Origin of the sequence: Marinobacterium aestuariivivens (assembly GCF_042661465.1) — a bacterium.
In the GTDB taxonomy this organism is placed as follows: domain Bacteria; phylum Pseudomonadota; class Gammaproteobacteria; order Pseudomonadales; family Balneatricaceae; genus Marinobacterium_A; species Marinobacterium_A aestuariivivens.
The window spans coordinates 2,482,295-2,504,471 of sequence record NZ_JBHSWE010000001.1; the positions used below are offsets into that span (position 1 = coordinate 2,482,295).

General features: G+C 61.9%; 19 protein-coding genes and 3 pseudogenes. 14 read left to right on the plus strand and 8 right to left on the minus strand.

Going from position 1 to position 22,177, the window contains the following annotated elements; translation table 11 throughout:
- The first annotated feature begins 17 nt into the window (after positions 1-17).
- The 4 genes from ACFQDL_RS12825 (at position 18) to ACFQDL_RS12840 (ending at position 3,313) form a co-directional block, all read left to right on the plus strand.
- Entirely contained in the window at positions 18-1,634 is a 1,617-nt protein-coding gene (locus ACFQDL_RS12825; protein ID WP_379909353.1) for a TRAP transporter large permease, read from the plus strand.
- Positions 1,635-1,836: 202 nt separating this feature from the next.
- The gene (locus ACFQDL_RS12830) at positions 1,837-2,343 is read left to right on the plus strand and encodes a hypothetical protein (protein ID WP_379909354.1); all 507 of its coding nucleotides are present in this window, start codon (positions 1,837-1,839) and stop codon (positions 2,341-2,343) included.
- 166 nt (positions 2,344-2,509) lie between these two features.
- Positions 2,510-2,815, plus strand: coding sequence for a hypothetical protein (locus tag ACFQDL_RS12835; RefSeq protein WP_379909355.1), 306 nt, complete (start codon positions 2,510-2,512; stop codon positions 2,813-2,815).
- Between the two features lie 192 nt (positions 2,816-3,007).
- Positions 3,008-3,313: a hypothetical protein gene (locus ACFQDL_RS12840; RefSeq protein WP_379909356.1), complete on the plus strand. Its 306-nt coding sequence runs from the start codon at positions 3,008-3,010 to the stop codon at positions 3,311-3,313.
- 153 nt (positions 3,314-3,466) lie between these two features.
- On the opposite strand, the gene ilvA is transcribed toward ACFQDL_RS12840, so the two are convergent.
- Positions 3,467-4,987: a threonine ammonia-lyase, biosynthetic gene (gene ilvA, locus ACFQDL_RS12845; protein WP_379909357.1), complete on the minus strand. Its 1,521-nt coding sequence runs from the start codon at positions 4,985-4,987 to the stop codon at positions 3,467-3,469.
- A gap of 152 nt (positions 4,988-5,139) precedes the next feature.
- On the opposite strand from ilvA, the gene rpiA reads away from it, so the two are divergent.
- Positions 5,140-5,814: a ribose-5-phosphate isomerase RpiA gene (rpiA, locus tag ACFQDL_RS12850; RefSeq protein WP_379909358.1), complete on the plus strand. Its 675-nt coding sequence runs from the start codon at positions 5,140-5,142 to the stop codon at positions 5,812-5,814.
- A gap of 167 nt (positions 5,815-5,981) precedes the next feature.
- On the opposite strand, the gene ACFQDL_RS12855 is transcribed toward rpiA, so the two are convergent.
- From ACFQDL_RS12855 to ACFQDL_RS12865, 3 genes are all read right to left on the minus strand, one after another.
- On the minus strand, positions 5,982-6,107 hold the full coding sequence (locus ACFQDL_RS12855) for a hypothetical protein (RefSeq protein ID WP_379909359.1): 126 nt from the start codon (positions 6,105-6,107) through the stop codon (positions 5,982-5,984).
- 159 nt (positions 6,108-6,266) lie between these two features.
- The gene (locus ACFQDL_RS12860) at positions 6,267-8,729 is read right to left on the minus strand and encodes an ABC transporter permease (protein ID WP_379909360.1); all 2,463 of its coding nucleotides are present in this window, start codon (positions 8,727-8,729) and stop codon (positions 6,267-6,269) included.
- A 335-nt stretch (positions 8,730-9,064) separates the two neighbouring features.
- Positions 9,065-9,763 carry an ABC transporter ATP-binding protein gene (locus tag ACFQDL_RS12865; RefSeq protein ID WP_379909361.1) on the minus strand — a complete coding sequence of 233 codons (699 nt, stop codon included), beginning with the start codon at positions 9,761-9,763 and terminating at the stop codon, positions 9,065-9,067.
- Here ACFQDL_RS12865 and ACFQDL_RS12870 point away from each other — a divergent pair.
- A complete protein-coding gene (locus ACFQDL_RS12870) occupies positions 9,762-10,406 on the plus strand; it encodes an arylesterase (RefSeq protein ID WP_379909362.1) in 645 nt (214 codons plus the stop codon). The two genes, ACFQDL_RS12865 and ACFQDL_RS12870, sit on opposite strands and share 2 nt — an antisense overlap.
- Positions 10,407-10,530: 124 nt before the next feature.
- Here the strand turns inward: ACFQDL_RS12870 and ACFQDL_RS12875 are convergent, their stop codons facing one another.
- Entirely contained in the window at positions 10,531-11,115 is a 585-nt protein-coding gene (locus tag ACFQDL_RS12875) for a superoxide dismutase (protein ID WP_379909364.1), read from the minus strand.
- 155 nt (positions 11,116-11,270) lie between these two features.
- Positions 11,271-11,828 carry an ADP compounds hydrolase NudE gene (gene nudE / locus ACFQDL_RS12880; protein WP_379909365.1) on the minus strand — a complete coding sequence of 186 codons (558 nt, stop codon included), beginning with the start codon at positions 11,826-11,828 and terminating at the stop codon, positions 11,271-11,273.
- Between the two features lie 53 nt (positions 11,829-11,881).
- On the opposite strand from nudE, the gene yrfG reads away from it, so the two are divergent.
- The 4 genes and pseudogenes from yrfG to ACFQDL_RS12900 all read left to right on the plus strand — a co-directional run bounded on the left by yrfG (position 11,882) and on the right by ACFQDL_RS12900 (position 15,668).
- Positions 11,882-12,541: a GMP/IMP nucleotidase gene (yrfG, locus tag ACFQDL_RS12885; RefSeq protein ID WP_379909367.1), complete on the plus strand. Its 660-nt coding sequence runs from the start codon at positions 11,882-11,884 to the stop codon at positions 12,539-12,541.
- 54 nt (positions 12,542-12,595) lie between these two features.
- Positions 12,596-12,990 (plus strand): annotated as a pseudogene (hslR, locus tag ACFQDL_RS12890) (ribosome-associated heat shock protein Hsp15).
- Positions 12,991-13,068: 78 nt separating this feature from the next.
- Positions 13,069-13,940: pseudogene (gene hslO / locus ACFQDL_RS12895) on the plus strand (Hsp33 family molecular chaperone HslO).
- 180 nt (positions 13,941-14,120) lie between these two features.
- On the plus strand, positions 14,121-15,668 hold the full coding sequence (locus ACFQDL_RS12900; RefSeq protein ID WP_379909369.1) for a phosphoenolpyruvate carboxykinase: 1,548 nt from the start codon (positions 14,121-14,123) through the stop codon (positions 15,666-15,668).
- 103 nt (positions 15,669-15,771) lie between these two features.
- Here the strand turns inward: ACFQDL_RS12900 and ACFQDL_RS12905 are convergent, their stop codons facing one another.
- A complete protein-coding gene (locus ACFQDL_RS12905; RefSeq protein ID WP_379909370.1) occupies positions 15,772-16,410 on the minus strand; it encodes a hypothetical protein in 639 nt (212 codons plus the stop codon).
- Positions 16,311-17,303, minus strand: coding sequence for a Ppx/GppA phosphatase family protein (locus ACFQDL_RS12910; protein ID WP_379909371.1), 993 nt, complete (start codon positions 17,301-17,303; stop codon positions 16,311-16,313). Before ACFQDL_RS12910 ends, ACFQDL_RS12905 begins: the two co-directional genes overlap by 100 nt.
- 267 nt (positions 17,304-17,570) lie before the next feature.
- On the opposite strand from ACFQDL_RS12910, the gene trxA reads away from it, so the two are divergent.
- The 4 genes and pseudogenes from trxA (at position 17,571) to ACFQDL_RS12930 (ending at position 22,067) form a co-directional block, all read left to right on the plus strand.
- On the plus strand, positions 17,571-17,897 hold the full coding sequence (gene trxA / locus ACFQDL_RS12915; RefSeq protein ID WP_188862582.1) for a thioredoxin TrxA: 327 nt from the start codon (positions 17,571-17,573) through the stop codon (positions 17,895-17,897).
- 218 nt (positions 17,898-18,115) lie between these two features.
- Positions 18,116-19,375, plus strand: coding sequence for a transcription termination factor Rho (gene rho, locus ACFQDL_RS12920; protein WP_379909372.1), 1,260 nt, complete (start codon positions 18,116-18,118; stop codon positions 19,373-19,375).
- Between the two features lie 173 nt (positions 19,376-19,548).
- Positions 19,549-21,031: pseudogene (gene ubiD, locus ACFQDL_RS12925) on the plus strand (4-hydroxy-3-polyprenylbenzoate decarboxylase).
- Positions 21,021-22,067 (plus strand): 2Fe-2S iron-sulfur cluster-binding protein, encoded by a 1,047-nt coding sequence (locus ACFQDL_RS12930; protein WP_379909373.1) that lies wholly within the window; start codon positions 21,021-21,023, stop codon positions 22,065-22,067. Before ubiD ends, ACFQDL_RS12930 begins: the two are co-directional and overlap by 11 nt.
- Positions 22,068-22,177: the final 110 nt, after the last annotated feature.

Consider the following 22,177-nt stretch of genomic DNA (forward strand, 5'->3'; position numbering starts at 1 on the left):
CTGCGGAGAGCACTGCTGTGGAAGCACTGATTCTGTTCGTGATGGTTCTGGCCCTGCTGTTCCTGGGGCTGCCGGTCGGCATCTCCCTGGGCCTGTCGTCCATCCTGTTCATCACCTTCTTTTCCCACGACTCGCTGTCGTCGGTGGCGATTTCGCTGTTCGGCGCCGGTCAGCACTATACCCTGCTGGCGATTCCGTTCTTTATCCTGGCGTCGGCCTTCATGTCCACCGGCGGTGTGGCCAAACGCCTGATCAACTTCGCCATCGCCAGTGTCGGTCACTTTCGCGGCGGCCTGGCGATGGCGTCGGTACTGGCCTGCATGATGTTCGCGGCACTCTCCGGTTCGTCGCCGGCGACGGTCGTGGCGATCGGTACCATTGCCATCGCCGGCATGCGCCAGGTCGGTTATTCGAAGGAGTTCGCCTCCGGCATCATCGCCAACGCCGGTACCCTGGGAATCCTGATTCCACCGTCGATCGTGATGGTGGTCTATGCGGCGTCGACCAACGTCTCGGTCGGCCGCATGTTCCTCGCCGGCGTCATTCCGGGGCTGCTGGCGGGCGGCATGCTGATGCTGGCAATCTATGTCGTGGCAAGGATCAAGGGCCTGCCGTCCGAACCCTGGAAGGGCTTTGGCGCCATCGTGCGCGGCGGCAAGGAGGCGGGCTGGGGCCTGTTCCTGATCGTCATCATCATGGGCGGTATTTACGGCGGGGTCTTCACGCCGACCGAGGCAGCCGTGGTGGCCGCGGTCTATGCGATGCTGATCGCGCTCTTCGTCTACCGTGACATGGGGCCGCTGAAAGACACGCCCTGGGTACTGGATTCGGATAGCGCCGTGGCCCGGGTCGGCTTCAACGGCAGCGTCTATGGCGTCTCCTTCTTTCTCGTCTGGATGATCATGTCGTTCTTCGCCACCGCCGGCAGCGAAACCGTGACCGCCGGCGAGCGGGCGGTCTGGGGACTGGTGTTCGGTCTGGGTATCGCCTTCTTCTACATCTACAAGCGCGGTCATGATCTGCATGAATCGATGCTGCGCTGCCTTCTGGCGGGTCTGCCGGTCTGGCGTCGCAACCTGGTGGCGGTGGTGTGCGCCTTCTTCCCGGCGCTGTTCGGCAGCGAAAGCCGCAAGGTGATGCTGGAGGGTACCAAGACCACGGTGATGCTGATGTTCATCATCGCGAACGCGCTGCTGTTCGCCCATACGCTGTCGTCCGAGCGGATTCCGCAGGTCGTCACCGAGTGGATGCTGGGTGTCGGCTTCAACTGGTTCACCTTCCTCATCGCGGTCAACATCCTGCTGCTGATCGGCGGCCAGTTCATGGAGCCGTCCGGACTGCTGGTCATCGTCGCGCCGGTGGTGTTCCCGATCGCGATGGAACTCGGTGTCGATCCGATCCATCTGGGTATTATCATGGTGGTGAACATGGAGATCGGCATGATTACACCGCCGATCGGGCTCAACCTCTTCGTGACGTCGGGCATTACCGGCATGAGCCTGGCTCGCGTCGTCAAGGCGGCAATGCCCTTCGTCGCCGTGCTGTTTGTCTTCCTGATCCTGGTGACCTACGTGCCGCCGCTCTCGACCTGGCTGCCCTACAGCATCATGGGGCCCGAGCTGATCAATCCCTGACGGGCGCAATGCAAAAGGGTCGCTGCTCCGGCAGCGGCCCTTTTTTATGTTCAGGATGAACGGTATGCCGCGGGCGCAGGGATGCGAAGGAGCGGCGATGTTCGCGCAGACGATTGCCCGACGCAGGGAAGGGTGCCGGATAAACGGCGGCAGGATATAATGTCGGCCTTTCCTTATTCGTTAAGCATGCGGGGCGGGTCTAGTGTTGGGTTCTCTGGCGGCATTTTGGGGTTATACCGGCATTCTGCTGATCTTCGGCAGTGCGATCTATCGCCTCGGTCAGATCAGCTGGCAGATGTTCGGTCAGCCCTTGCAGGCCTATCACTGGGCGGCGCTGGCGTTCAGTCTGGTGTTCATGGGCTTCGCAGAAGGCTATCGCGGTTTTCAATGCGGCTTTTCGCCCCGGGTCGCGGCCCGCATCCAGTATCTCTCCAGAAATGTCACGCCTGTGCGGCTGCTGCTGGCACCCCTGTTCTGCATGGGATTTTTCCATGCCACGCGGCGGCGCCAGATCGTGACGTTCTGTCTGACACTCGGCATCCTGGTGCTGGTCATGCTGGTGCATCAGCTCGAGCAGCCCTGGCGCGGCATTGTCGATGCCGGTGTGGTACTGGGGCTTTGCTGGGGCATTGTCTCGCTGAGCATCTTTACCTTCCAGGCCTTCTTTGGCGAAGGGTTCGAGCATTCGCCCGAAACCCCCGGTTCCTGAGGGTCATCAAATCGCAACGCCGGGCTGGCAGTATCTGACGGGTACCGGCCTGCTGCAGGGGCTGGCAGAACTTTTGTGCACTGCACAAAAAGACTTGATCCGGGCAGATGAACCCGTATAATGAATCTCAATTGTGCAGTGCACAACAACTTGGGAGAGAATAGAGATGACCACTAAAGTAGATTTCCAGAAGCCGTTCGAAGCTGTCCAGACCCTGATGAACATTCAGGTCTCTGCCATCACCAAATCCGTCGAGCAGCAGAAGAAAACCGGTGAAGAGCTGGCGTCCTTCTTCAAGACTGAAGTCGAGAAAGCCCGTGAACTGAAGTCGCCGGAAGACGTCATCAGCTACAACGTCGCCGCTAACCAGGCGCTGTTCGAACTGCTGAAAGCACAGGGCGAAGCCTTCACCGCTATCGCCAACGAAGCGCGCGAAGCCGCTACCGCCGAGTTCAGCAAGCTGGCCAAGTAAGCCGGAGCGCCGTTCTCGAAAACCCCGCTGGCCGTCAGGCCAGCGGGGTTTTTTGGGTGACGCGTAACGGCCAGAATCTCACGCCTCACGCCTCACGTTATTGTGCACTGCACAAAATTCTTGCCTGATCAGTTTTTGTCCGTATAATGAGTCTTATTGTGCAGTGCACAAATTCCAGCGGAGGAAGTGATCATGAATGCCAACAGCAATCTCAAGAAGTCGTTCGAAGCGGTAGAGTCCCTGATGAGTCTTCAGATGGGAGCGATCAACAAGTCCATCGAGCTGCAGAAGAAAACCGGCGAAGAGCTGGCGGCCTTCTTCAAGACCGAGGCGGAAAAAGCCCAGAAACTGACCACACCGGACGAGGTCCTGGCGTTCAACGTCGAGTCCAGCAAGGCGCTGTTCGAGTTGCTCAAGGCCCGGGGCGAAGCCTTTACCGCCATGGCCAACGAAGCCCGCGTCGCCGCGACAGAAGAGCTCGGCAAGCTGGCCAAGTAAGCCGCAAAGCCTCACTCCAAAACCCCGCTGGCCTTCAGGTCAGCGGGGTTTTTCTTTTTCAGGTGACAGGTGACAGGTGACGCGTAGAATCGTCGCCTCACGGCCTCACGGCCTCACGGCCTCACGGCCTCACGGCCTCGCGCCGCCTGACATCTACTTGCCCAGAAACAGCCGGTATGCCGTATTGTCCGTTTCTTCCCAGTAGCTGTAGCCGATATCGGTCAGGAATGCCTTGACCTGCTCATGTTCCGCCGGCGGCACCTGCATGCCGACCAGCACCCGGCCCCAGGCGGCGCCATGGTTGCGGTAGTGGAACATCGAAATGTTCCAGCGCCCGCCGAGCTTGCTGAGGAATTTCATCAGCGCACCCGGACGTTCCGGGAATTCGAAACGGAATACCACCTCGTTGTCGACCGAGGCCGGTGCGTGACCGCCAACCATGTAGCGCACATGCAGCTTGGCCATCTCGTTGTCGGTCAGGTCGATCACCTCTTCGAGGTGCTCCCTGAGTTCCGATAGCAGATCGTCACGGCCATGACCGCCGGGGCTGATCTGAACGCCGGCGAAGACCACGGCCTCCTCGTCGTCGCCGTAGCGGTAATTGAATTCGGTGATATTGCGCTTGCCCAGTGCCGAGCAGAACTTGCGGAAGCTGCCGGGGCGTTCCGGGATCTTGGCGGCGATGATCGCCTCGCGCTTCTCGCCGACCTCGGAGCGTTCGGCGATATGGCGCAGGCGGTCGAAGTTGACGTTGGCACCGGAGTCGATCGCGATCAGGGTCTGGGCGCTGCACTTCTCCCGGGCCACGTATTTCTTCAGACCGGCGACGCCCAGTGCGCCGGACGGCTCGCAGATCGAGCGGGTATCGTCGAAAATATCCTTGATCGCGGCGCAGATCTCGTCAGCCGTGACGGTGATCACTTCGTCGACATACTGGCGGGCGATATCGAAGGTGTGTTCGCCGATCTGGGCCACCGCAACCCCTTCGGCAAAGATGCCGACCTGGCACAGCTTGACCCGCTCGCCGGCTTCCAGTGCGGCCTTCAGGCAGGCGGAATCCTCGCACTCGACGCCGATCACCTTGACGTCGGGGCGCAGATACTTGATGTAGACGGCGATGCCGGCGATCAGGCCACCGCCACCGACCGGCACGAAGACCGCGTCGATGGGCCCGCTCTCCTGATGCAGCATTTCCATGGCGATGGTGCCCTGGCCTGCGATGACATCGGGATCGTCATAGGGCGGCACATAGGTCAGCCCCTTCTCGTCGACGAGGCGCTCGGCGTGGGCCTTGGCCTCCTCGAAACTGTCGCCGTGCAGGAGTACCTTGCCGCCCAGTGCCTTGACGTTGTTGACCTTGATGTCCGGTGTTGTCTTCGGCATCACGATGGTGGCCTTGACCCCCATGTGGCGTGCCGAGATGGCCAGCCCCTGGGCATGGTTGCCGGCCGAGGCCGTGACGACCCCCTTCGCTTTCTCCGTCTCGCTGAGTTGCGCCATCTTGTTGTAGGCGCCGCGCAGCTTGAACGAGAACACCGGCTGCAGGTCTTCGCGTTTCAGCAGCACCCGGTTGCCGAGTCGTTCGGACAGGCTGCGGGCATGGTCCAGCGGAGTTTCGATGGCCACATCGTAAACCCGCGCTTCCAGTATCTTCTTGATGTATCGGTGCGCCATAGGAAAGGGATTGCCATTGGTTAGGTCGTGCAGCGGTAAAGCCGCCGCTACAAGGAACAGGAAATGGTATAAGCTGCCAGTGCTTACGTCTACAAGCGCGCCCTGACTGGCGTATAATTTGCGGCCTTTAACAGGCAGACGGGTTCAAGTTGATGACACAGGATGAAATGAAAAAGGCGGTGGCCGAGGCGGCGGTCGACCGTATCAGGGGGCAGCTGCGGGCCGACTCGATCGTCGGTGTCGGTACCGGGTCGACGGCCAACTGCTTTATCGACGCGCTGGCGGGCATCAGGCAGCTGTTCGACGGTGCCGTGGCGAGTTCGGAAGCGACCGCCGAGCGTCTGCGGGGGCATGGCATTCCGGTTTACGACCTGAACGCGGTCCCGGGCCTCGATCTCTATGTCGACGGTGCCGACGAGTTCGATGCCGGGCTGAACCTGGTCAAGGGCGGTGGCGGTGCCCTGACCCGCGAAAAAATCGTGGCGGCGGCGGCGAAGGAGTTCATCTGCATCGTCGACACATCGAAAAGGGTCGAGGTGCTGGGCCGCTTTCCACTGCCCGTGGAGGTAATACCGATGGCGCGTTCGCTGGTGGCGCGGCAACTGGTCAAGCTTGGCGGTCAGCCCGAGCTGCGCGAAGGTTTCGTCACCGACAACGGCAATCTGATACTCGACGTCTACAACCTCGAGATCCGGGATCCCAAGGTCCTGGAGGCCGAACTGAACAACATTGTCGGCGTGGTTACCAACGGGCTCTTTGCGCGCCGCGGCGCCGATGTGGTGCTGATGGGGACGCCGGATGGCGTCGAGACGCTGCTTCCGAATTGACGGCCAGTGCAGCCAATGCCAAGTTGAAACCGTAGGTTGGAATGAGTGGAACGAATTCCGACGCATGTGCAGTCCCGACAATTATGCCAAGGCCGCGCCTTGGACGTCGGAATTCGCAGGCTCATTCCAACCTACGATACGGCTTTCAGCTTGCCGCTTGCCGTCTGTTACCACTGCACGATCTTGGTCAGTGCGATGGTGACCGGCATGGTGATCCAGAGCATTGCCAGGACATTGATGAAAAGCCAGCCATAACCGGCCGGGTCGCGGAAGTTCGCGTCATGATGAGCCATTTTATTCACCCTGATAATAATTGTTGAACAAGCCCATGGGGCTCTGTGCAGCTCTCTGCAGCCAGAAGGCAGGAGCCATTTTCTGTCAAGCATAGAAGGCCCGCGATTCTATCAGCAAAGCCGCAAGCGGTGTAGCACCTGGTCATGGTCGGTGCTGCTTCAGCCGGCCTTCAGCAGACTGAAGCAGCGTGCCTGGTCCAGCGGTTTGCGCACCAGGGCGCCGATGGCGATAAACAGCAGTGCCGACAGCGGTGGCAGCAGCAGCCAGCCAAGCGGGTGCAGCATCGGTGCGATCTGCAATACCTGGCCATGCACCAGCCAGAGTACCGCCTCGGTGGCGAAGGCCGCCAGGACGCCGCAGATCAGACCCAGCCAGAGCAGCTCGAGCAGGTCCAGTTGCCGGCTCTGCCGGGGTGTGGCTCCGAGTGTCTGCAGCAGGGCGCTCTCGTAGCGGCGCCGTTCCAGCTCCTGCATCAGGGTCACCAGCAGTAACAGCAGTCCGGCCAGCAGCGTCAGCAGCAGAATCAGGCTCGAGCTGTCGACCAATCGTTCGATCAGGGTCTGAGCCTGGGTCAACAGCTGATCGATATCGATCAGGGTCAGGGTGGGGAACTGCTGCAGCAGGGTGCGGGCCAGCTGTCGCTGTTCGCCGTCCAGGCGCATCGCGGTTATAAAGGTGGCGGGCATCCCGTCCAGCGCGCCCGGCGAGAAGATGACGTAGAAGTTGGGCTGGAAGGATTCCCACTGCACGCTGCGGATGCTCGCCACCCGGGCCTCGATCTGCTGGGCGCCAATGCTGAAGCCGAGCCGGTCGCCCGGCGAGAGGTCGAGCGCTTCGGCCAGGTCCTGCTCGACCGAGATCAGCGGCTCGCTGCCGTCGGGGCCGGACCACCATTGGCCGTTCAGCAGGCGGTTGTTGTCCGGCAGACTTTCACTCCAGGTCAGGTTCAGTTCCCGCCTCAGTGCATTGTGGCGCCGCTGGCCGGGCTCCAGTTCGAGGTCGGTCAGCGGCATGCCATTGCGGCTGCTGATGCGGCCGCGCACCATTGGATAGAGCACCGGGTCGAGATCATGTTCGGCCAATACCTGGTCGAGCGGCGCCTTTTCCCAGGGCTGAATGTTGATCAGGAAATAGTTTGGCGTCTCGGCCGGGAACTGGCTGCGCCACTGCTCCAGCAGGTCGCCGCGGGCAATCAGCAGCGTCGCCATCAGGGTCAGCAGCAGCGTCATGGTGGCGGCCTGAAGCCGGTGCCAGCGGCGCTGCTGCCGTATCCGCAGGACCAGCAGACGACCGAGGCGCAGGCGATCGCGCAGGCCCAGCGACAGGTAATGCAGCAGCCGCTGGGCGATCAGGCCCACCAGCAGGCCGCTGAGGATCAGGGCGCCGAGCAGCAGCAGCGCCATGCTCAGTGACTGGATGTAGAGGCTCATCATGCCGGCCAGCAGCAGCAGGCCGAGCAGCTGGAACAGCCTCACGCGGCTGTCGGTCGGCAGCCGGGTTTCCCGGAACAGCGCCACCACCGGGACCCGGCTCAGACGGTAGAAGGCCGGCAATCCGAGGGTCGCGAGCAGCAGCAGGCCGATCAGCGCGCCGCTGGCGATGGCGCCGGAGCCGGCCCGGGGCACCGGTTGCGGCAGCAGATCACCTACCAGCCCGACCAGCAACTGCTGCAGTCCGAAGGCCAGTGCGGTGCCGAGCAGGGCGCAGGCGATCCAGCCGAACAGCAACTGGTAGCCGTAGAGCCAGAGCAGGCGCCGGCTGTCGAGTCCGAGGCTCAACAGCAGTGCGGCCCGGGAGTGCTGGGCGGCATTGTAGCGCCTCAGGCTCAGGGTGATGGTCAGGGCGCCGAGCAGCAGCGCGAAGAGCCCGCTCAGGCGCAGGTAGAGTTCGGCGTTGCGCAGCGCCCGACCCGTGACCGGCTGGTCCGAGCGCAGCGAGTAGAGCCGCTCGTCGCTGTTCAGGCCGGCCGCGAGCCGCCGTTCGAGTGAAGCGATGGCGCCGGCGGGGCCAGCGAAAAGCTGCCGGTACTGCACCCGGCTGCCCGGGGCGATGACCCCGGTGGCTTCGAGTTCATCGGCGCGAATGATCAGGCCGGGGCTGAAACTGCGAAAGCCGCTGCCGCGATCCGGCGAGCTGATCAAGCGGTGGCTGAGGCGAAACTCGCTGTAGCCCAGCTGGATAAGGTCGCCGGGCTCGAGCTGCAGCATCTCGAAGACCCGCGGCTCGGCCCAGGCGGTGCCGGGCTCAGGGATCACGGCATGCGCTGGCGGTTCGGTGACGATTTCGCCACGCAGCGGATAGGGGGCGGTGACCGCGCGGACCGAGACCAGCATCATCTCGTCTGCGGCTTCTATCATGGTCGGGAACTGGGCCACCCGGCTGCTGCGAATGTTGCTGTCGGCGGCGATATCGACCGGCTCCTCCGAGCGCAGCACCAGGTCGGCGCCAAGCAGCTCGGCGGTACGCCGGTTGAGGCTTTGTTCCAGCCGGTCGCCGAACTGGGTCAGCAGCGATATCAGGGTAATGGCGATCAGCAGTGCGGCCAGCAGGGCTCTCCATTCAGGGCTGCGCCAGCTGCGGCGGGCCTGCTGTCGTGCGAGCTTGGTAATGGCTCCGTTCATTTGCGCGGCCTCCTGGTGACGTGCCTGTTGAGCAGGCGCTCTGCCAGATATGCAGGACTGCGCCAGCTGCGGCGGGCCTGCTGTCGCGCGAGCTTGGTAATGGCTCCGTTCATTTGCGCGGCCTCCTGGTGACGTGCCTGTTGAGCAGGCGCTCTGCCAGATATGCAGGACTGCGCCAGCTGCGGCGGGCCTGCTGTCGTGCGAGCTTGGTAATGGCTCCGTTCATTTGCGCGGCCTCCTGGTGACGTGCCTGTTGAGCAGGCGCTCTGCCAGATATGCAGGACTGTGCCAGCTGCGGCGGGCCTGCTGTCGTGCGAGCTTCAGGATGGCGCCGTTCATGCGGGCTGCTCCTCGAACAGCTGTCCCTGGCGCATCTGCAGGCGCCGCGAGCAGCGGCTGGCGAGCTGCGGGTCGTGGGTGATCAGGATCAGGGTGGTGCCCTGCTGGGCGTTGAGGCCGAACAGCTGTTCGACGATACCGTTGCCGGTTTCGCTGTCGAGGTTGCCGGTCGGCTCGTCGGCGAAGAGGATCTCGGGGCCGGTGGAAAAGGCTCGGGCAATGGCCACCCGCTGCTGTTCGCCGCCCGACAGCTGGCCCGGCAGGTGATCGGCACGATCGGCCAGCCCTACCCGTGACAGCCAGTGCCGCGCGAGGCTCTCGGCATCCGCCTCGCCGCGTATATCCAGTGGCAGCCGCACATTGTCCAGAGCGCTGAGTTCCGGCAGCAGGTGGAAGGACTGGAAAACGAAACTGACCGATTCGGATCTCAGCCGTGCCCGGGCGGTTTCATCGAGCTGCGCCAGGTTCTGGCCCGACAGGTAAATTTCTCCGTCGGTGGGTTGATCCAGCCCGGCCAGCAGGCTCAGCAGGGTTGACTTGCCGGCCCCGGACGGGCCGATAATGGCTATGCTCTCGCCGCGCCGGACCTGCAGATCCAGGTGCTCGAACAAGCTGAGTTCACCGGCCTGGGTCCGGAACTTTTTGCCGACCCCGCGGGCCGAAACGACTACCTGGTCTGGATGAGGAGTGTCCATGTTCCGCCTGTTGCTAGTGCTTTTCGTGATTCTGACACCGGGTATCGGCTCGGCACAATCCGTCCTGGTGCTGGGCGACAGCCTGTCCGCCGCCTATGGCATGCCCGCCGAGCAGGGCTGGGTCGCGCTGATGCGACAGCGTCTGGAACTTCGGTCGCCAGGGCTGGAGGTGGTCAATGCCAGCATCAGTGGCGAGACGACCCAGGGCGGCCTGACCCGGTTGCCGTCGCTGCTCGAACGCCACCGCCCCGGACTGGTGCTGGTGGAGCTGGGCGCCAACGACGGCCTGCGCGGCACACCGCTGCCGGTTATACGGCAGAACCTGGAACAACTGATCAGTCTCAGCCAGGCCGGTGGCGCCCGGGTCCTGCTGATCGGTGTGCGCCTGCCACCCAACTATGGCCCGCGCTACAGCGAGGGGTTTTTCAACCTGTTCGTCGAGGTCTCTGAGTCCCTGCAGGTGCCCCGGGTTCCCTTCCTGATGGATGGGGTGGCACTGGACCGCGGCCTGATGCAGGACGATGGCCTGCATCCCAATGCCGCCGCGCAGCCGCGGCTGCTGGACAATGTCTGGCTCCATCTGGAGCCGCTGCTGCCGGATCCGGCAACCGGCGTCACCCAGGCGATCGCGCCGCAGGGGTAAATTGGGGGGCAACGTTGCGGTTTCTCGCTGCAAATGGCGCCTTAGTCGTCTCGCGTCAGCCAAAAAGAAAGGCACCCGAAGGTGCCTTTCCATGTCAGTCCGCAGTCTGGCTGCAGAGACTGTTTCAGCCCGCCAGGTTGGCGTTGACGAAGTCCCAGTTGACCAGAGACCAGAAGGCCTTCAGGTAATCCGGACGGACATTGCGGTAGTCGATGTAGTAGGCGTGTTCCCACAGGTCGACGGTCAGCAGTGCGGTCTGGTCGGAGGTCATCGGGGTACCGGCGTTGCTGGTGTTGACGATTTCCAGGGAGCCGTCGGCGTTCTTGACCAGCCAGGTCCAGCAGGACGCGAAGTTGTTCACGGCCTTGTCGTTGAACTCTTCCTGGAACTTCTCGAAGGAGCCCCACTTGGCGTTGATGGCGTCGGCCACGGCGCCCTTCGCCTCACCGCCGCCGTTCGGCGACAGGCAGTGCCAGTAGAAGGTGTGGTTCCAGACCTGGGCGGCGTTGTTGAAAACGGGACCTGCCGGCGCGGCCTTGATGATCTCTTCCAGTGATTTGCCTTCGTACTCGGTGCCCGGTACCAGACCGTTCAGCTTGACCACGTAGGTGTTGTGGTGCTTGCCGTGGTGGTATTCCAGGGTTTCGGCGGAGATGTGCGGTTCCAGGGCGTTCTTCGCGTACGGCAGCGGCGGTAATTCAAAGCTCATGAGTAATCCCCTTTTTGTAGTCGACAGGTTCAGCATAAAACACGTTTGTCGAGCTGTCGGTTCGACAGAGGACAGACTATAGCACCCTTGCTGCGCCTTTTCATGACACAAAATGTAGTGGTTTTACAGCAGTCCCGGGGGCTGCAGCCGGGCCTTCAGCGACCGCTCTCGTCCTGTTGCAGGAAGGTCCGCGCCATGTAAAGCGCCGCGATGGCGCGGCCTTCGCTGAACTCCTCGCGCTGGATCAGGGTTTCCAGGTCGGCCAGCGGCCAGTGGACCAGTTCCAGCGGTTCCGGTTCGTCGCCTTCGAGCCGGCTCGGATAGAGGTCGCGTGCCAGCAGCACCTCCATGCGGTGTCCCATGTAGTTCGGTGCGCCGGTCATCTGTTTCAGGTGATCGAGGCGGCGGGTACCGAATCCGGCCTCTTCCTGGAGTTCACGGTGGGCGGCATCCTCGGCGTTTTCGCCCGGGTCGATCAGGCCCTTCGGCAGGGTCAGGGTGTAGTCTTCCAGGCCTGCGGCGTATTCGCGAATCAGGATCACTTCTCCGTTCGGCATGACCGGCACGATCATCACGGCGCCGCGGCCGCGGCTGGCCAGGCGTTCGTAGGTTCGTTCAACGCCATTGGAAAAGCGCAGCTCCAGTGCCTCGACGTGGAAGAGGCGACTGCGCGCGACGGTGGCGACCTTCAAAATCTCAGGCTTTACGGGCATACTGGTTCCGTTGTCTTGCTTTAGTCTGACCCTGTCCCGGATATAAACGCCCAATGCTTGACTGGCGCAATATCGATACCGTGCTGCTCGATATGGATGGCACCCTGCTGGACCTCCATTTCGATTCCCACTTCTGGCTGGAGCATCTGCCCCGGCGCTATGCCGAATTGCGCCAGCTGGAGCCGGAAGCGGCCCGGGAATGGCTGCACCAGCGTATCACACGGGAGCAGGGCACGCTCAACTGGTATTGCCTCGACTACTGGTCCGAGGAACTCGGTGTCGATATCCCGGCCCTGAAGCGGGAAGTCGCCGAACGTATCGCCTTCAGACCTCAGGTGCAGGGCTTTCTCAGGAAACTGCGCGAGCAGGGATTGCGTTCGGTCATCGTCACCAATGCCCATCGAGACGGCCTTGCCCTGAAACTGCAGGAAACCGGGCTCGACCGGATGGTCGATGCGGTGATCTGCTCCCACGATTTCCGGCTGCCCAAGGAGGACGTGCGTTTCTGGCAACAGTTGCACGAGGTCGAGCCCTTCAATCCCGACCGCACCCTGCTGGTGGACGACAGCCTGGCGGTACTGCGCTCGGCGCGGCAGTTCGGTATCGGCTATTTGCTGTCGATCGTGCAGCCGGACAGCCGGGCCCCGGCACGCTCGATCGACGAGTTCGGCGCCATCGAACATTTCGACGACCTTTTCCCCGATGATGACTGATGCGTTCAGCTTCCGGCAGCCCGCAGATCAGCTTCCATTGCCACGGATTATCAGATGAGTGATACCCAAGATGAAAAAGTACGCCTGGACAAATGGCTCTGGGCCGCCCGTTTCTACCGTACCCGGGCGATCGCCAAGGCAATGATCGAAGGCGGCAAGGTGCACTACAACGGCCAGCGCAGCAATGCAGCAAGGTGGTCGAAATCGGCGCACTGCTGCGTATCCGCCAGGGCCTGGACGAGCGGGAAGTGGAAGTGCTGCAGCTGTCGGACCAGCGGCGTGGCGCCCCCGAGGCGCAGCAGCTCTACCGCGAGACCGAGGACAGCATCCGTCGGCGCGAAAAGGCGGCGCAGGAGCGCAAGTCCCTGGGCGGCAGCAGCCTGAATCCAAGGCACCGCCCGAACAAGAAGGATCGCCGCCAGATCCGCGATTTCAAGGATCAGTGGTGAGACGTGTTAAACTGGCATCAAACATTTTGAGCCCGGCACTGGCCGCTTCAGTGCCTCCCTCCCGTGAGATGAATACCGATGAGCAATCCCGATCAGATACAGCGCGTGCTGTTCGACCAGCTTGATATCCGTGGCGTCCTGACTGGTCTCGAAGAGAGTTACCTCCATGTACTGGAGCGGCACGACTATCCGCCGGTGATCGAGCGTATCCTCGGCGAGATGCTGGCGGCGGTGAGCCTGCTCAGCTCGACCCTCAAGTTTGAGGGCCGGCTGGTGCTGCAGGCGGCCGGCGAGGGGCTGTGCAGATGCTGATGGCCGAGTGCAATCACGCCCACGATCTGCGTGCCATCGCCCGCTGCGAGGGCGAGGTGCCCGAACAGGCCGGATTCTCCGAGCTTCTGGGCAAGGGGCGCCTGGTCATTACCATTGAACCGGAGAACGGTCACCGCTACCAGGGCATCGTGCCGCTGGAGCGCGATACGCTGGCAGGCTGCCTGGAGGATTACTTCGCCCAGTCCGAGCAGCTGCCGACCCAGGTGCATCTGGCGGCCGACGGCAAACGCGCCGCCGGCTTCCTGCTGCAGGTGATGCCGGCGGCGGGCACCGGCGATGAGGACTGGTCGCATATCAGCCAGCTGGCGGCGACCCTGAGTGCCGAAGAGCTGCTGGGTCTGGACAACGAAAAACTGCTGTACCGGCTGTTTCACGAAGAGGTCTGCCGCCTGTACGAACCACAGACGCTGCGTTTCCACTGCGACTGCAGCCGCGAGCGCAGCGGCAATGCGCTGCAGTTCCTGACCCGGGACGAGCTGCTGGATATCGTCGAGAAGGAGGGGGCGGTCGGTGTCAGCTGCCAGTTCTGCAACCAGCATTACAGCTTCGACGAAGCCGATATCCGGACCATGTTTTCCGACTCCGCCAATGTGCCCCAGTCGGACCGGCTGCACTGACGAAAGCGCTCCCTGCGCATGGCGTTCTGTCGCGAAAGCTGTACATGGTCACATTGTTATTTTTTGTGCAATAATACGCCTCCCCAAAATAAGCACTATAACGCGAATGGGGCGCGCACTAGGGTCTTTCATCTGCAAGACAGGTAACGTTATTGGCGCCTATGCCAAGGGAATCCAGTAATGACCAAAGAAACTGAGAATACCGTACACATCAACCTGACCCGGGCGGAGCTGGTTGAACAGGCCATCGCGCGCGGGGAGGGCCAGCTGGCCGATACCGGCGCACTGGTCGTGACCACCGGCAAGCGCACCGGACGCTCGCCGATGGACCGCTTTATCGTCAAGGAACCCAGCACCGCCGATGAGATCGACTGGGGCAACATCAACCGTCCGTTCGACGCGGACAAGTTCGATGCGCTCTGGGAGCGGGTTGAAGCCTATCTGGCGGAACAGGAACACTATGTGTCCAACGTTCATGTCGGTGCGGATCACAACCATTATCTGCCGGTCAAGATGACCACCGAGACTGCCTGGCAGAACCTCTTTGGTCTTAACCTCTTCATTCGTCCCCACGAGTTCAACCCGAAGGGCAAGGAAGAGTGGCAGATCCTCAATGTCGCCGGTTTCAAGTGCGATCCGGAACGCGACGGCACCAACACCGATGGCTGCGTCATCCTGAACTTCGCCAAGCGCCGCGTGCTGATCGCCGGCATGCGCTACGCCGGGGAAATGAAGAAGGCCATGTTCTCGGTACAGAATTTCCTGCTGCCCGAGAAGGACGTTCTGCCGATGCACTGCTCCGCCAATATCGGCGAAGACGGCAGCACCACCCTGTTCTTCGGCCTCTCCGGTACCGGCAAGACCACCCTGTCCGCCGATCCCGAGCGTTACCTGATCGGTGACGACGAGCATGGCTGGGGCAAGGGTGTGGTCTTCAATATCGAAGGCGGCTGCTATGCCAAGACCATCAATCTGAGCAAGAAGAACGAGCCGATCATCTGGGACGCCATCCGTTTCGGCTCAATCGTCGAGAACGTGGTGCTGGACGAGAAGCGCCGTGCCAACTACAACGATGTGTCCCTGACCGAAAACGGTCGTTGCGCCTATCCGCTGGAGCACGTCGAAAAACGCTCTGCGACCAATATGGGCGACGAGCCGGATGCCATCATCTTCCTGACCTGCGACCTCACCGGCGTACTGCCGCCGGTGTCGATCCTGAGCAAGGAAGCGGCGGCCTATCACTTCCTGTCCGGTTACACCGCGCTGGTCGGCTCCACTGAAGTGGGTGCCGGTCCCGGCATCAAGTCGACCTTCTCGACCTGCTTCGGCGCACCTTTCTTCCCGCGTCCGGCACGGGTCTACGCCGATCTGCTGATCAAGCGTATCGAAGAGTTCGGTTCCCGGGTCTACCTGGTCAACACCGGCTGGACCGGTGGCTCCTATGGCAGCGGCGAACGCTTCAGCATTCCCACCACCCGTTCGATCATCTCGGCGATCCAGAGCGGTGCCCTGGGCAAGGTCGACACCGAGCAGCTCGAAGGTCTGAACCTGGAAGTGCCGAAGTCGGTACCGGGCGTTGATGCGAAACTGCTCAACCCGCGTGAAACCTGGGCCGACAAGAGCGCCTATGACGCTGCGGCGAAGGACCTGATTGGCCAGTTCGTCGAGAACTTCAAGAAGTTCGACGGCGTTGCCGACAGCATCGTGGCGGCCGGTCCGAAGCAGTAACGCTTCAAGCGCATTTCAGGCGGAAAAATCCCGCAGTGGCATTGGCCGCTGCGGGATTTTGTATATGTAGGGTGGAATTCGTCCCTTCGGTCCTTATTCCACCCTACGCCACCTGCAGCTTCAGGCCGAACGCCTTCAGGTATTCGGCTTCCTGCTCCAGGTCGGCCTTGGTCAGCGGGTGCTGCTCGAGCCAGCCGCGGGGGAAGCTCAGGTAGAGCCGTTTCGAGGCGTACTCGAGGCGGAACTCCGGCAGTCGGGCGCGGCTGCGATTTCTGTGCAGCAGGGCGGCCAGACGCAGCAGTACGGCCAGCCGGCGACATGTTTCCTGCTTGGTCTTGGGCAGCAGCTTGAACTCCTCTTTCGGAATCTTGCGGCGGTGACTGCGCACCAGCAGGGCCAGCTGCTGCTTGTCGAGATTGGTGAAGCCGGAAATGTCGGAGTTCTGCAGCAGGTAGGCGCTGTGCTTGTGATACTGGGAGTGGGAGAGGGACAGGCCTATCTCGTGGGTTTCGGCGGCCCAGCGCAGCATCTGACGATGATGGGGCTGGTCCAGTTTCCAGGCCTGCTCAAGCTGGTCCAGAGCCTGCAGTGCCGTGCGCTCGACGCGTTCGGCCTGCTGCCGGTCGACATGGTAACGACGTGTCAGGGCTTCGAGGCTGTGCTCGCGAATATCCTCCCGATGCAGCCGGCCGACCATCTCGTGCAGCAGGCCTTCGCGCAGTGCGCCGTCGGAATACCCCATCTCGTGAATGCCCAGGAGTCAAAGGCGGCGCAGAGGATGGCCAGTCCCGCCGGGAGCACGGCGCGGCGCTCCGGTTTGACCTCGGTGATCTCGTCGACATGGCGATAGGCGAGGATGCGCAGGCGCAGCTTCTGCAGCGCCTGGGCGCTGATCGCTTCCTCGCTGAAGCCCAGCGTAACGCAGGCGTTGCGAATCGCCTTGATGGTGCCCGACGAGCCGACGCAACTGGACCAGCCGCTGCGCCGGTAGCTTTTCTGTATCGACAGCAGCTCGCGCAGAGCCGCATAGGTCGCTTTCTGGAAGGCGCTGTCGCTGATGACGCCGTCGGCAAAGTAGCGCTGGGTAAAGCTGACGCAACCCATTTCGAGGCTTTCGAGCTCGCGCGGCTCGATCTGTCGGCCGATGATGAATTCGGTGCTGCCGCCGCCGATGTCGATGACCAGGCGCTGACCGTCGATCGGCGGTAGCGACTGGGATACCCCGAGGTAGATCAGGCGCGCTTCCTCGCGGCCGGAAATGACCTCCAGCGGTGTGTTCAGCACCTCTTCGGCCCGCTCGAGAAACTCGCGACTGTTGACCGCCTCGCGCAGCGCATTGGTTCCGACGATGCGGATCGCCTGCCGCGGCAGGTCCCGGACCCGCTGGGCAAAACGCGACAGGCACTCGAGCCCGCGTTGCTGCGCGGCTTCGCTGAGTCTCTTGTCCTCATCCAGGCCTGCGGCGAGCTGTACCTTTTCGGACATCACGTCCAGTCGCTTGAACTCGCCATCGAGAAGTTGTCCAACCACCATATGAAAGCTGTTGGAGCCAAGGTCGATCGCTGCCAGTACGGCAGGTTCCTGCTCCGGTGAAGCCTGAGAACGGGCGCTGTTCATCTTGACGGCGTCTTCCATGCCATTTTTCTGTGCGCCCTAGGTTAACAGAAAAATCCGCATTTCGTTGGTTGTCGGGGACTAAATCACCGCACGGCCATGCCCGTCTCCGTTGACCGGGTGGTTGCGGATTGACCAGGGAGTTCACTTTTTTGGACGCAGTGGTATCATCGTCCTCCAGTTGAAGAGATCGTGGTACTGTTTGCCCGTCTGACGGGGGGATACAGACTCTCGATTTCCACAAAAAGCGCTAATCAGAACACCCCGCGTGTTTGGAGAAAGAACCCAATGAGCGAAAACATCGTTAATGTCACCGATGCATCTTTCGAAGAGGAAGTGCTCAAAGCCGAGAGCGCGGTGCTGGTCGATTACTGGGCTGAGTGGTGCGGCCCCTGCAAGATGATCGCGCCGGTACTGGAAGAGATTGCCAAGGATTACGAAGGCAAGCTGAAGGTCTGCAAGCTCAATATCGACGAAAACAACGAAACGCCGCCGAAGTTCGGTATCCGGGGTATTCCGACGCTGATGCTGTTCAAGGGTGGCAATGTCGAAGCCACCAAGGTCGGTGCGCTTTCCAAGTCCCAGTTGGCCGCCTTCATCGACGCCAATCTCTGATTCAGGATCCGGAGGGAAGGAAACTGACCCTGAACCCCTGGGCATTTTCTTTCCCTCCAGTCTGGACAGCCGCGATTCAAGCCTTTATATTGACTGCGACTGCCGGGTGCTTGTCGTCCCTCCCTGACAAGCTACGCATCCCGGTGATTAACACCGATTCCTGATTTTCTCCCGTTTTCCACCCTAACCGGTCTTCACGACCCCCTTTTCCAAAGCATATGAATCTTACCGAGCTGAAAACAAAAAGCGTTCCGGAGCTTCTGGAAATCGCGAAAGACATGGGAATGGACAACCTTGCCCGCTCCCGCAAACAGGATGTAATCTTCGCTATTCTGAAGCGGCACTCCAAGGGCGGCGAAGATATCTACGGCGACGGCGTTCTGGAAATATTGCAGGACGGCTTCGGTTTCCTCCGCTCTGCTGACTCCTCATACCTCGCCGGTCCCGACGACATCTACGTTTCTCCCAGCCAGATCCGCCGTTTCAACCTCCGCACTGGCGATACCATTTCCGGTAAGATTCGACCGCCGAAGGATGGCGAGCGCTATTTTGCGCTGCTGAAAGTCAACGAGATCAATTACGACAAGCCGGAAAACGCGAAGAACAAGATCCTGTTCGAGAACCTGACGCCGCTGTTCCCGCAACAGCGCCTGCGCATGGAGATCGGCAACGGCAGCACCGAGGATCTGACCGCCCGCGTTATCGATCTGGTCTGTCCGATGGGCAAGGGGCAGCGCGCTCTGATCGTGTCGCCGCCGAAAGCGGGCAAGACGCTGATGCTGCAGAACATCGCCAACAGCATCACCCGCAACAGCCCGGACTGCCATCTGATCGTGCTGCTGATCGACGAACGTCCCGAGGAAGTCACCGAAATGCAGCGCACCGTGCGCGGCGAAGTGGTGGCCTCGACGTTTGACGAACCGCCCTCGCGTCATGTCCAGGTCGCGGAAATGGTGCTGGAAAAAGCCAAGCGCCTGACCGAGCACAAGAAGGATGTCGTCATTCTTCTCGACTCCATCACCCGTCTGGCCCGCGCCTACAATACCGTGATCCCGTCGTCCGGCAAGGTGCTGACCGGTGGTGTCGACGCCCATGCGCTGGAGCGGCCGAAGCGCTTCTTCGGTGCGGCCCGTAATATCGAGGAAGGCGGAAGCCTGACCATCATCGCCACCGCGCTGGTCGATACCGGTTCGAAGATGGACGAGGTGATATACGAGGAATTCAAGGGTACCGGTAACTCCGAGGTGCACCTGGATCGCCGCGTGGCCGAGAAACGCATCTTCCCGGCCATCAACATCCGCCGCTCCGGCACCCGTCGCGAGGATCTGCTGGCGACCGAGGACGAAATGCAGCGCATGTGGATTCTGCGCCGTCTGCTCGACCCGATGGAAGATACCGCCGCCACCGAGTTCGTGATCGACAAGCTGAAGGACTTCAAGACCAACAACGAGTTCTTCCTGTCGATGAAGCGCGCCTGATTGGTTTGAGCGACAGCGAAAAAGGGTAAGCATCTGCTTGCCCTTTTTTATAAGGCGAGGCGCCTAACACGTGGCAGGTGACGTCCAGCCGGTAATCCGATTCGTTCCGTAACCCGTAACCCGTAACCCGTAACCCGTAACCGGAAATGCCGCAGGGCGGCGTGCCAACATCTATGTCCTCACCGAAATACAAGGATCTACGCGACTTTATCGCCATGCTGGAAGCGCGTGGCGAACTCAAGCGCATCAAGCAGCCGATCGACCCGAAACTCGAGATGACCGAGATCTGCGACCGCACGCTGCGTGCCGCAGGTCCCGCACTGCTGTTCGAGAACCCCAGGGCTATGACCATCCGGTACTGGCCAACCTGTTCGGCACCCCGGAGAGGGTGGCGCTCGGGATGGGCGAGGAATCGGTCGCGGCACTGCGTGACGTCGGTAAACTGCTGGCTCAGCTGAAGGAACCGGAACCGCCGCGCGGCATGAAAGACGCCTGGGAGAAGCTGCCGATCTTCCGGCAGGTGCTGAACATGGGGCCGAAGGTGGTGAAATCCGCGCCCTGCCAGACCCATGTGATCGAAGGGCAGGATGTCGATCTCTACAAGCTGCCGATCCAGACCTGCTGGCCCGGCGATGCGGGGCCGCTGGTGACCTGGCCGCTGGTGATCACGCGCGGGCCGAGCAAGCCGCGTCAGAACCTCGGCATCTACCGCCAGCAGCTGGTCGGGCGCAACAAGCTGATCATGCGCTGGCTGGCCCATCGCGGCGGCGCGCTGGATTTTCGCGAGTGGAAGGAACAGCATCCGGGCGAGCCCTTCCCCGTTGCGGTGGCACTGGGCGCAGACCCCGCCACCATACTCGGCGCCGTGACACCGGTACCCGATACGCTGTCGGAATATGCCTTCGCCGGACTGCTGCGCGGGGGCAAGACCGAAGTGGTGAAGTGCCTGGGGAGCGACCTGCAGGTGCCGGCCAGCGCCGAGTTCATCCTCGAGGGCCATATCCATCCCGACGAGATGGCTGACGAGGGCCCTTCGGCGACCATACCGGCTACTATAATGAAGTGGACCGCTTTCCGGTCTTTACCGTCGAGCGAATTACCCACCGCAACCGGCCGATCTATCACAGCACCTATACCGGCCGGCCGCCGGACGAGCCCGCCATTCTTGGCGTGGCGCTGAACGAGGTGTTTGTGCCGATCCTGCAGAAGCAGTTCCCGGAGATTGTCGACTTCTATCTGCCACCGGAAGGCTGCTCCTACCGCATGGCCGTGGTGACGATGAAAAAGCAGTATCCGGGGCATGCCAAGCGGGTGATGCTCGGGGTCTGGTCTTTCCTGCGCCAGTTCATGTACACCAAGTTCGTGATTGTCTGCGACGATGACGTCAATGCACGGGACTGGAACGACGTGATCTGGGCGATCACGACCCGGATGGACCCTCAGCGCGATACGGTGATGATCGACAATACGCCGATCGACTATCTCGACTTCGCATCGCCGGTCTCGGGGCTCGGTTCCAAGATGGGCATGGACGCGACCAATAAGTGGCCGGGCGAGACCAGCCGCGAGTGGGGCGTGCCGATCCAGATGGACGACGAGGTCAAGGCCCGTGTCGACGAGATCTGGGATAGCCTTGGCATCCTCGATGACCGCTGAGTCCCGGCGCATCCGGCTCGACGACCGAGGGCTTGAGGTCGAGGCACTGCCGGGCGAGACGCTGCTGGAGGCGCTGGAGCGTGAAGGCTTGCGCATGCGCCGCAGCTGTCGCAACGGCGTATGCGAGATCTGTGAAATCAGTCTGCTGCAGGGGCAGTTGCAACAGCGCTATCCGCAGCGGCTGCTCGACGGCGATCCGTGCAAGCCGTCGCTGGCACTGGCCTGCACCAGCGTGCCGCTGACCGATATAAGTGTAAAGATTAAGGGATTGAAGCTCCCTGGAGAGGTAGCCGTGAAAAAACTGAACTGCGATATCGCCTCGGTCGAGGTGCTTAACCGGGATGTGTACCGCGTTCGCCTGCACCTGCCCGCCACCGCATCCCAGGCGATGACATTCCATGCCGGACAGTATCTGGATATCTGCCTGCCGAACGGCCGCAAGGCTTCCTTTTCGATCGCCTCGGCGCCGGATCAGGGGCGTGATGTCGAACTGCATATCCGTCTGATGCCGGACAGCGAGATGTCCCGTGCGGTGCTGGATTACCTGCAGCAGAACGAAAGGGTCGACATCGAAGCCCCCAAGGGCGGTTGCTGGCTCGATGCCCGTAGCGTTACGCCCGGCAGCCGGCTGGTGTTCGCCGCGGCCAGTACCGGCTTTTCCCAGATCAAGAGCATGGTCGAGCACCTGCTCGCCAATCAGGTGATGAACCCGATCCGTATCTACTGGGGAGCCCGCAACGCCCAGGATCTCTATCACCTGGCATTGCCGGAACAGTGGGCGCGGGAGCACGCCAACGTGCATTTCGTACCGGTGGTCAGCGAGCCGGAACTCTGTCCGGACTGGATCGGCCGTTTCGGCACGCTGCCCCAGGCCATCCTCGAGGACCTGGACCACTTCGAGGATACCCATATCTATGCCAGCGGTTCGCCGGCCATGGTCTATGCACTGCTGGATGCCTGCGAAGCCCATGGCATGCAGGAGTCGCAACTCCATTCCGATGTTTTCGCCTACGCCCCGCGCCCGGCGAAGCAATAATCGGAAGTGGCAATGGTTTCCGCCATCCCCGGCGGTACATGAACGGAAGCCGCCCATGGGCGGCTTCCGTGTGTTTGGCGGCAATGTCCGGGGCCTGAATGTCAGGCGGG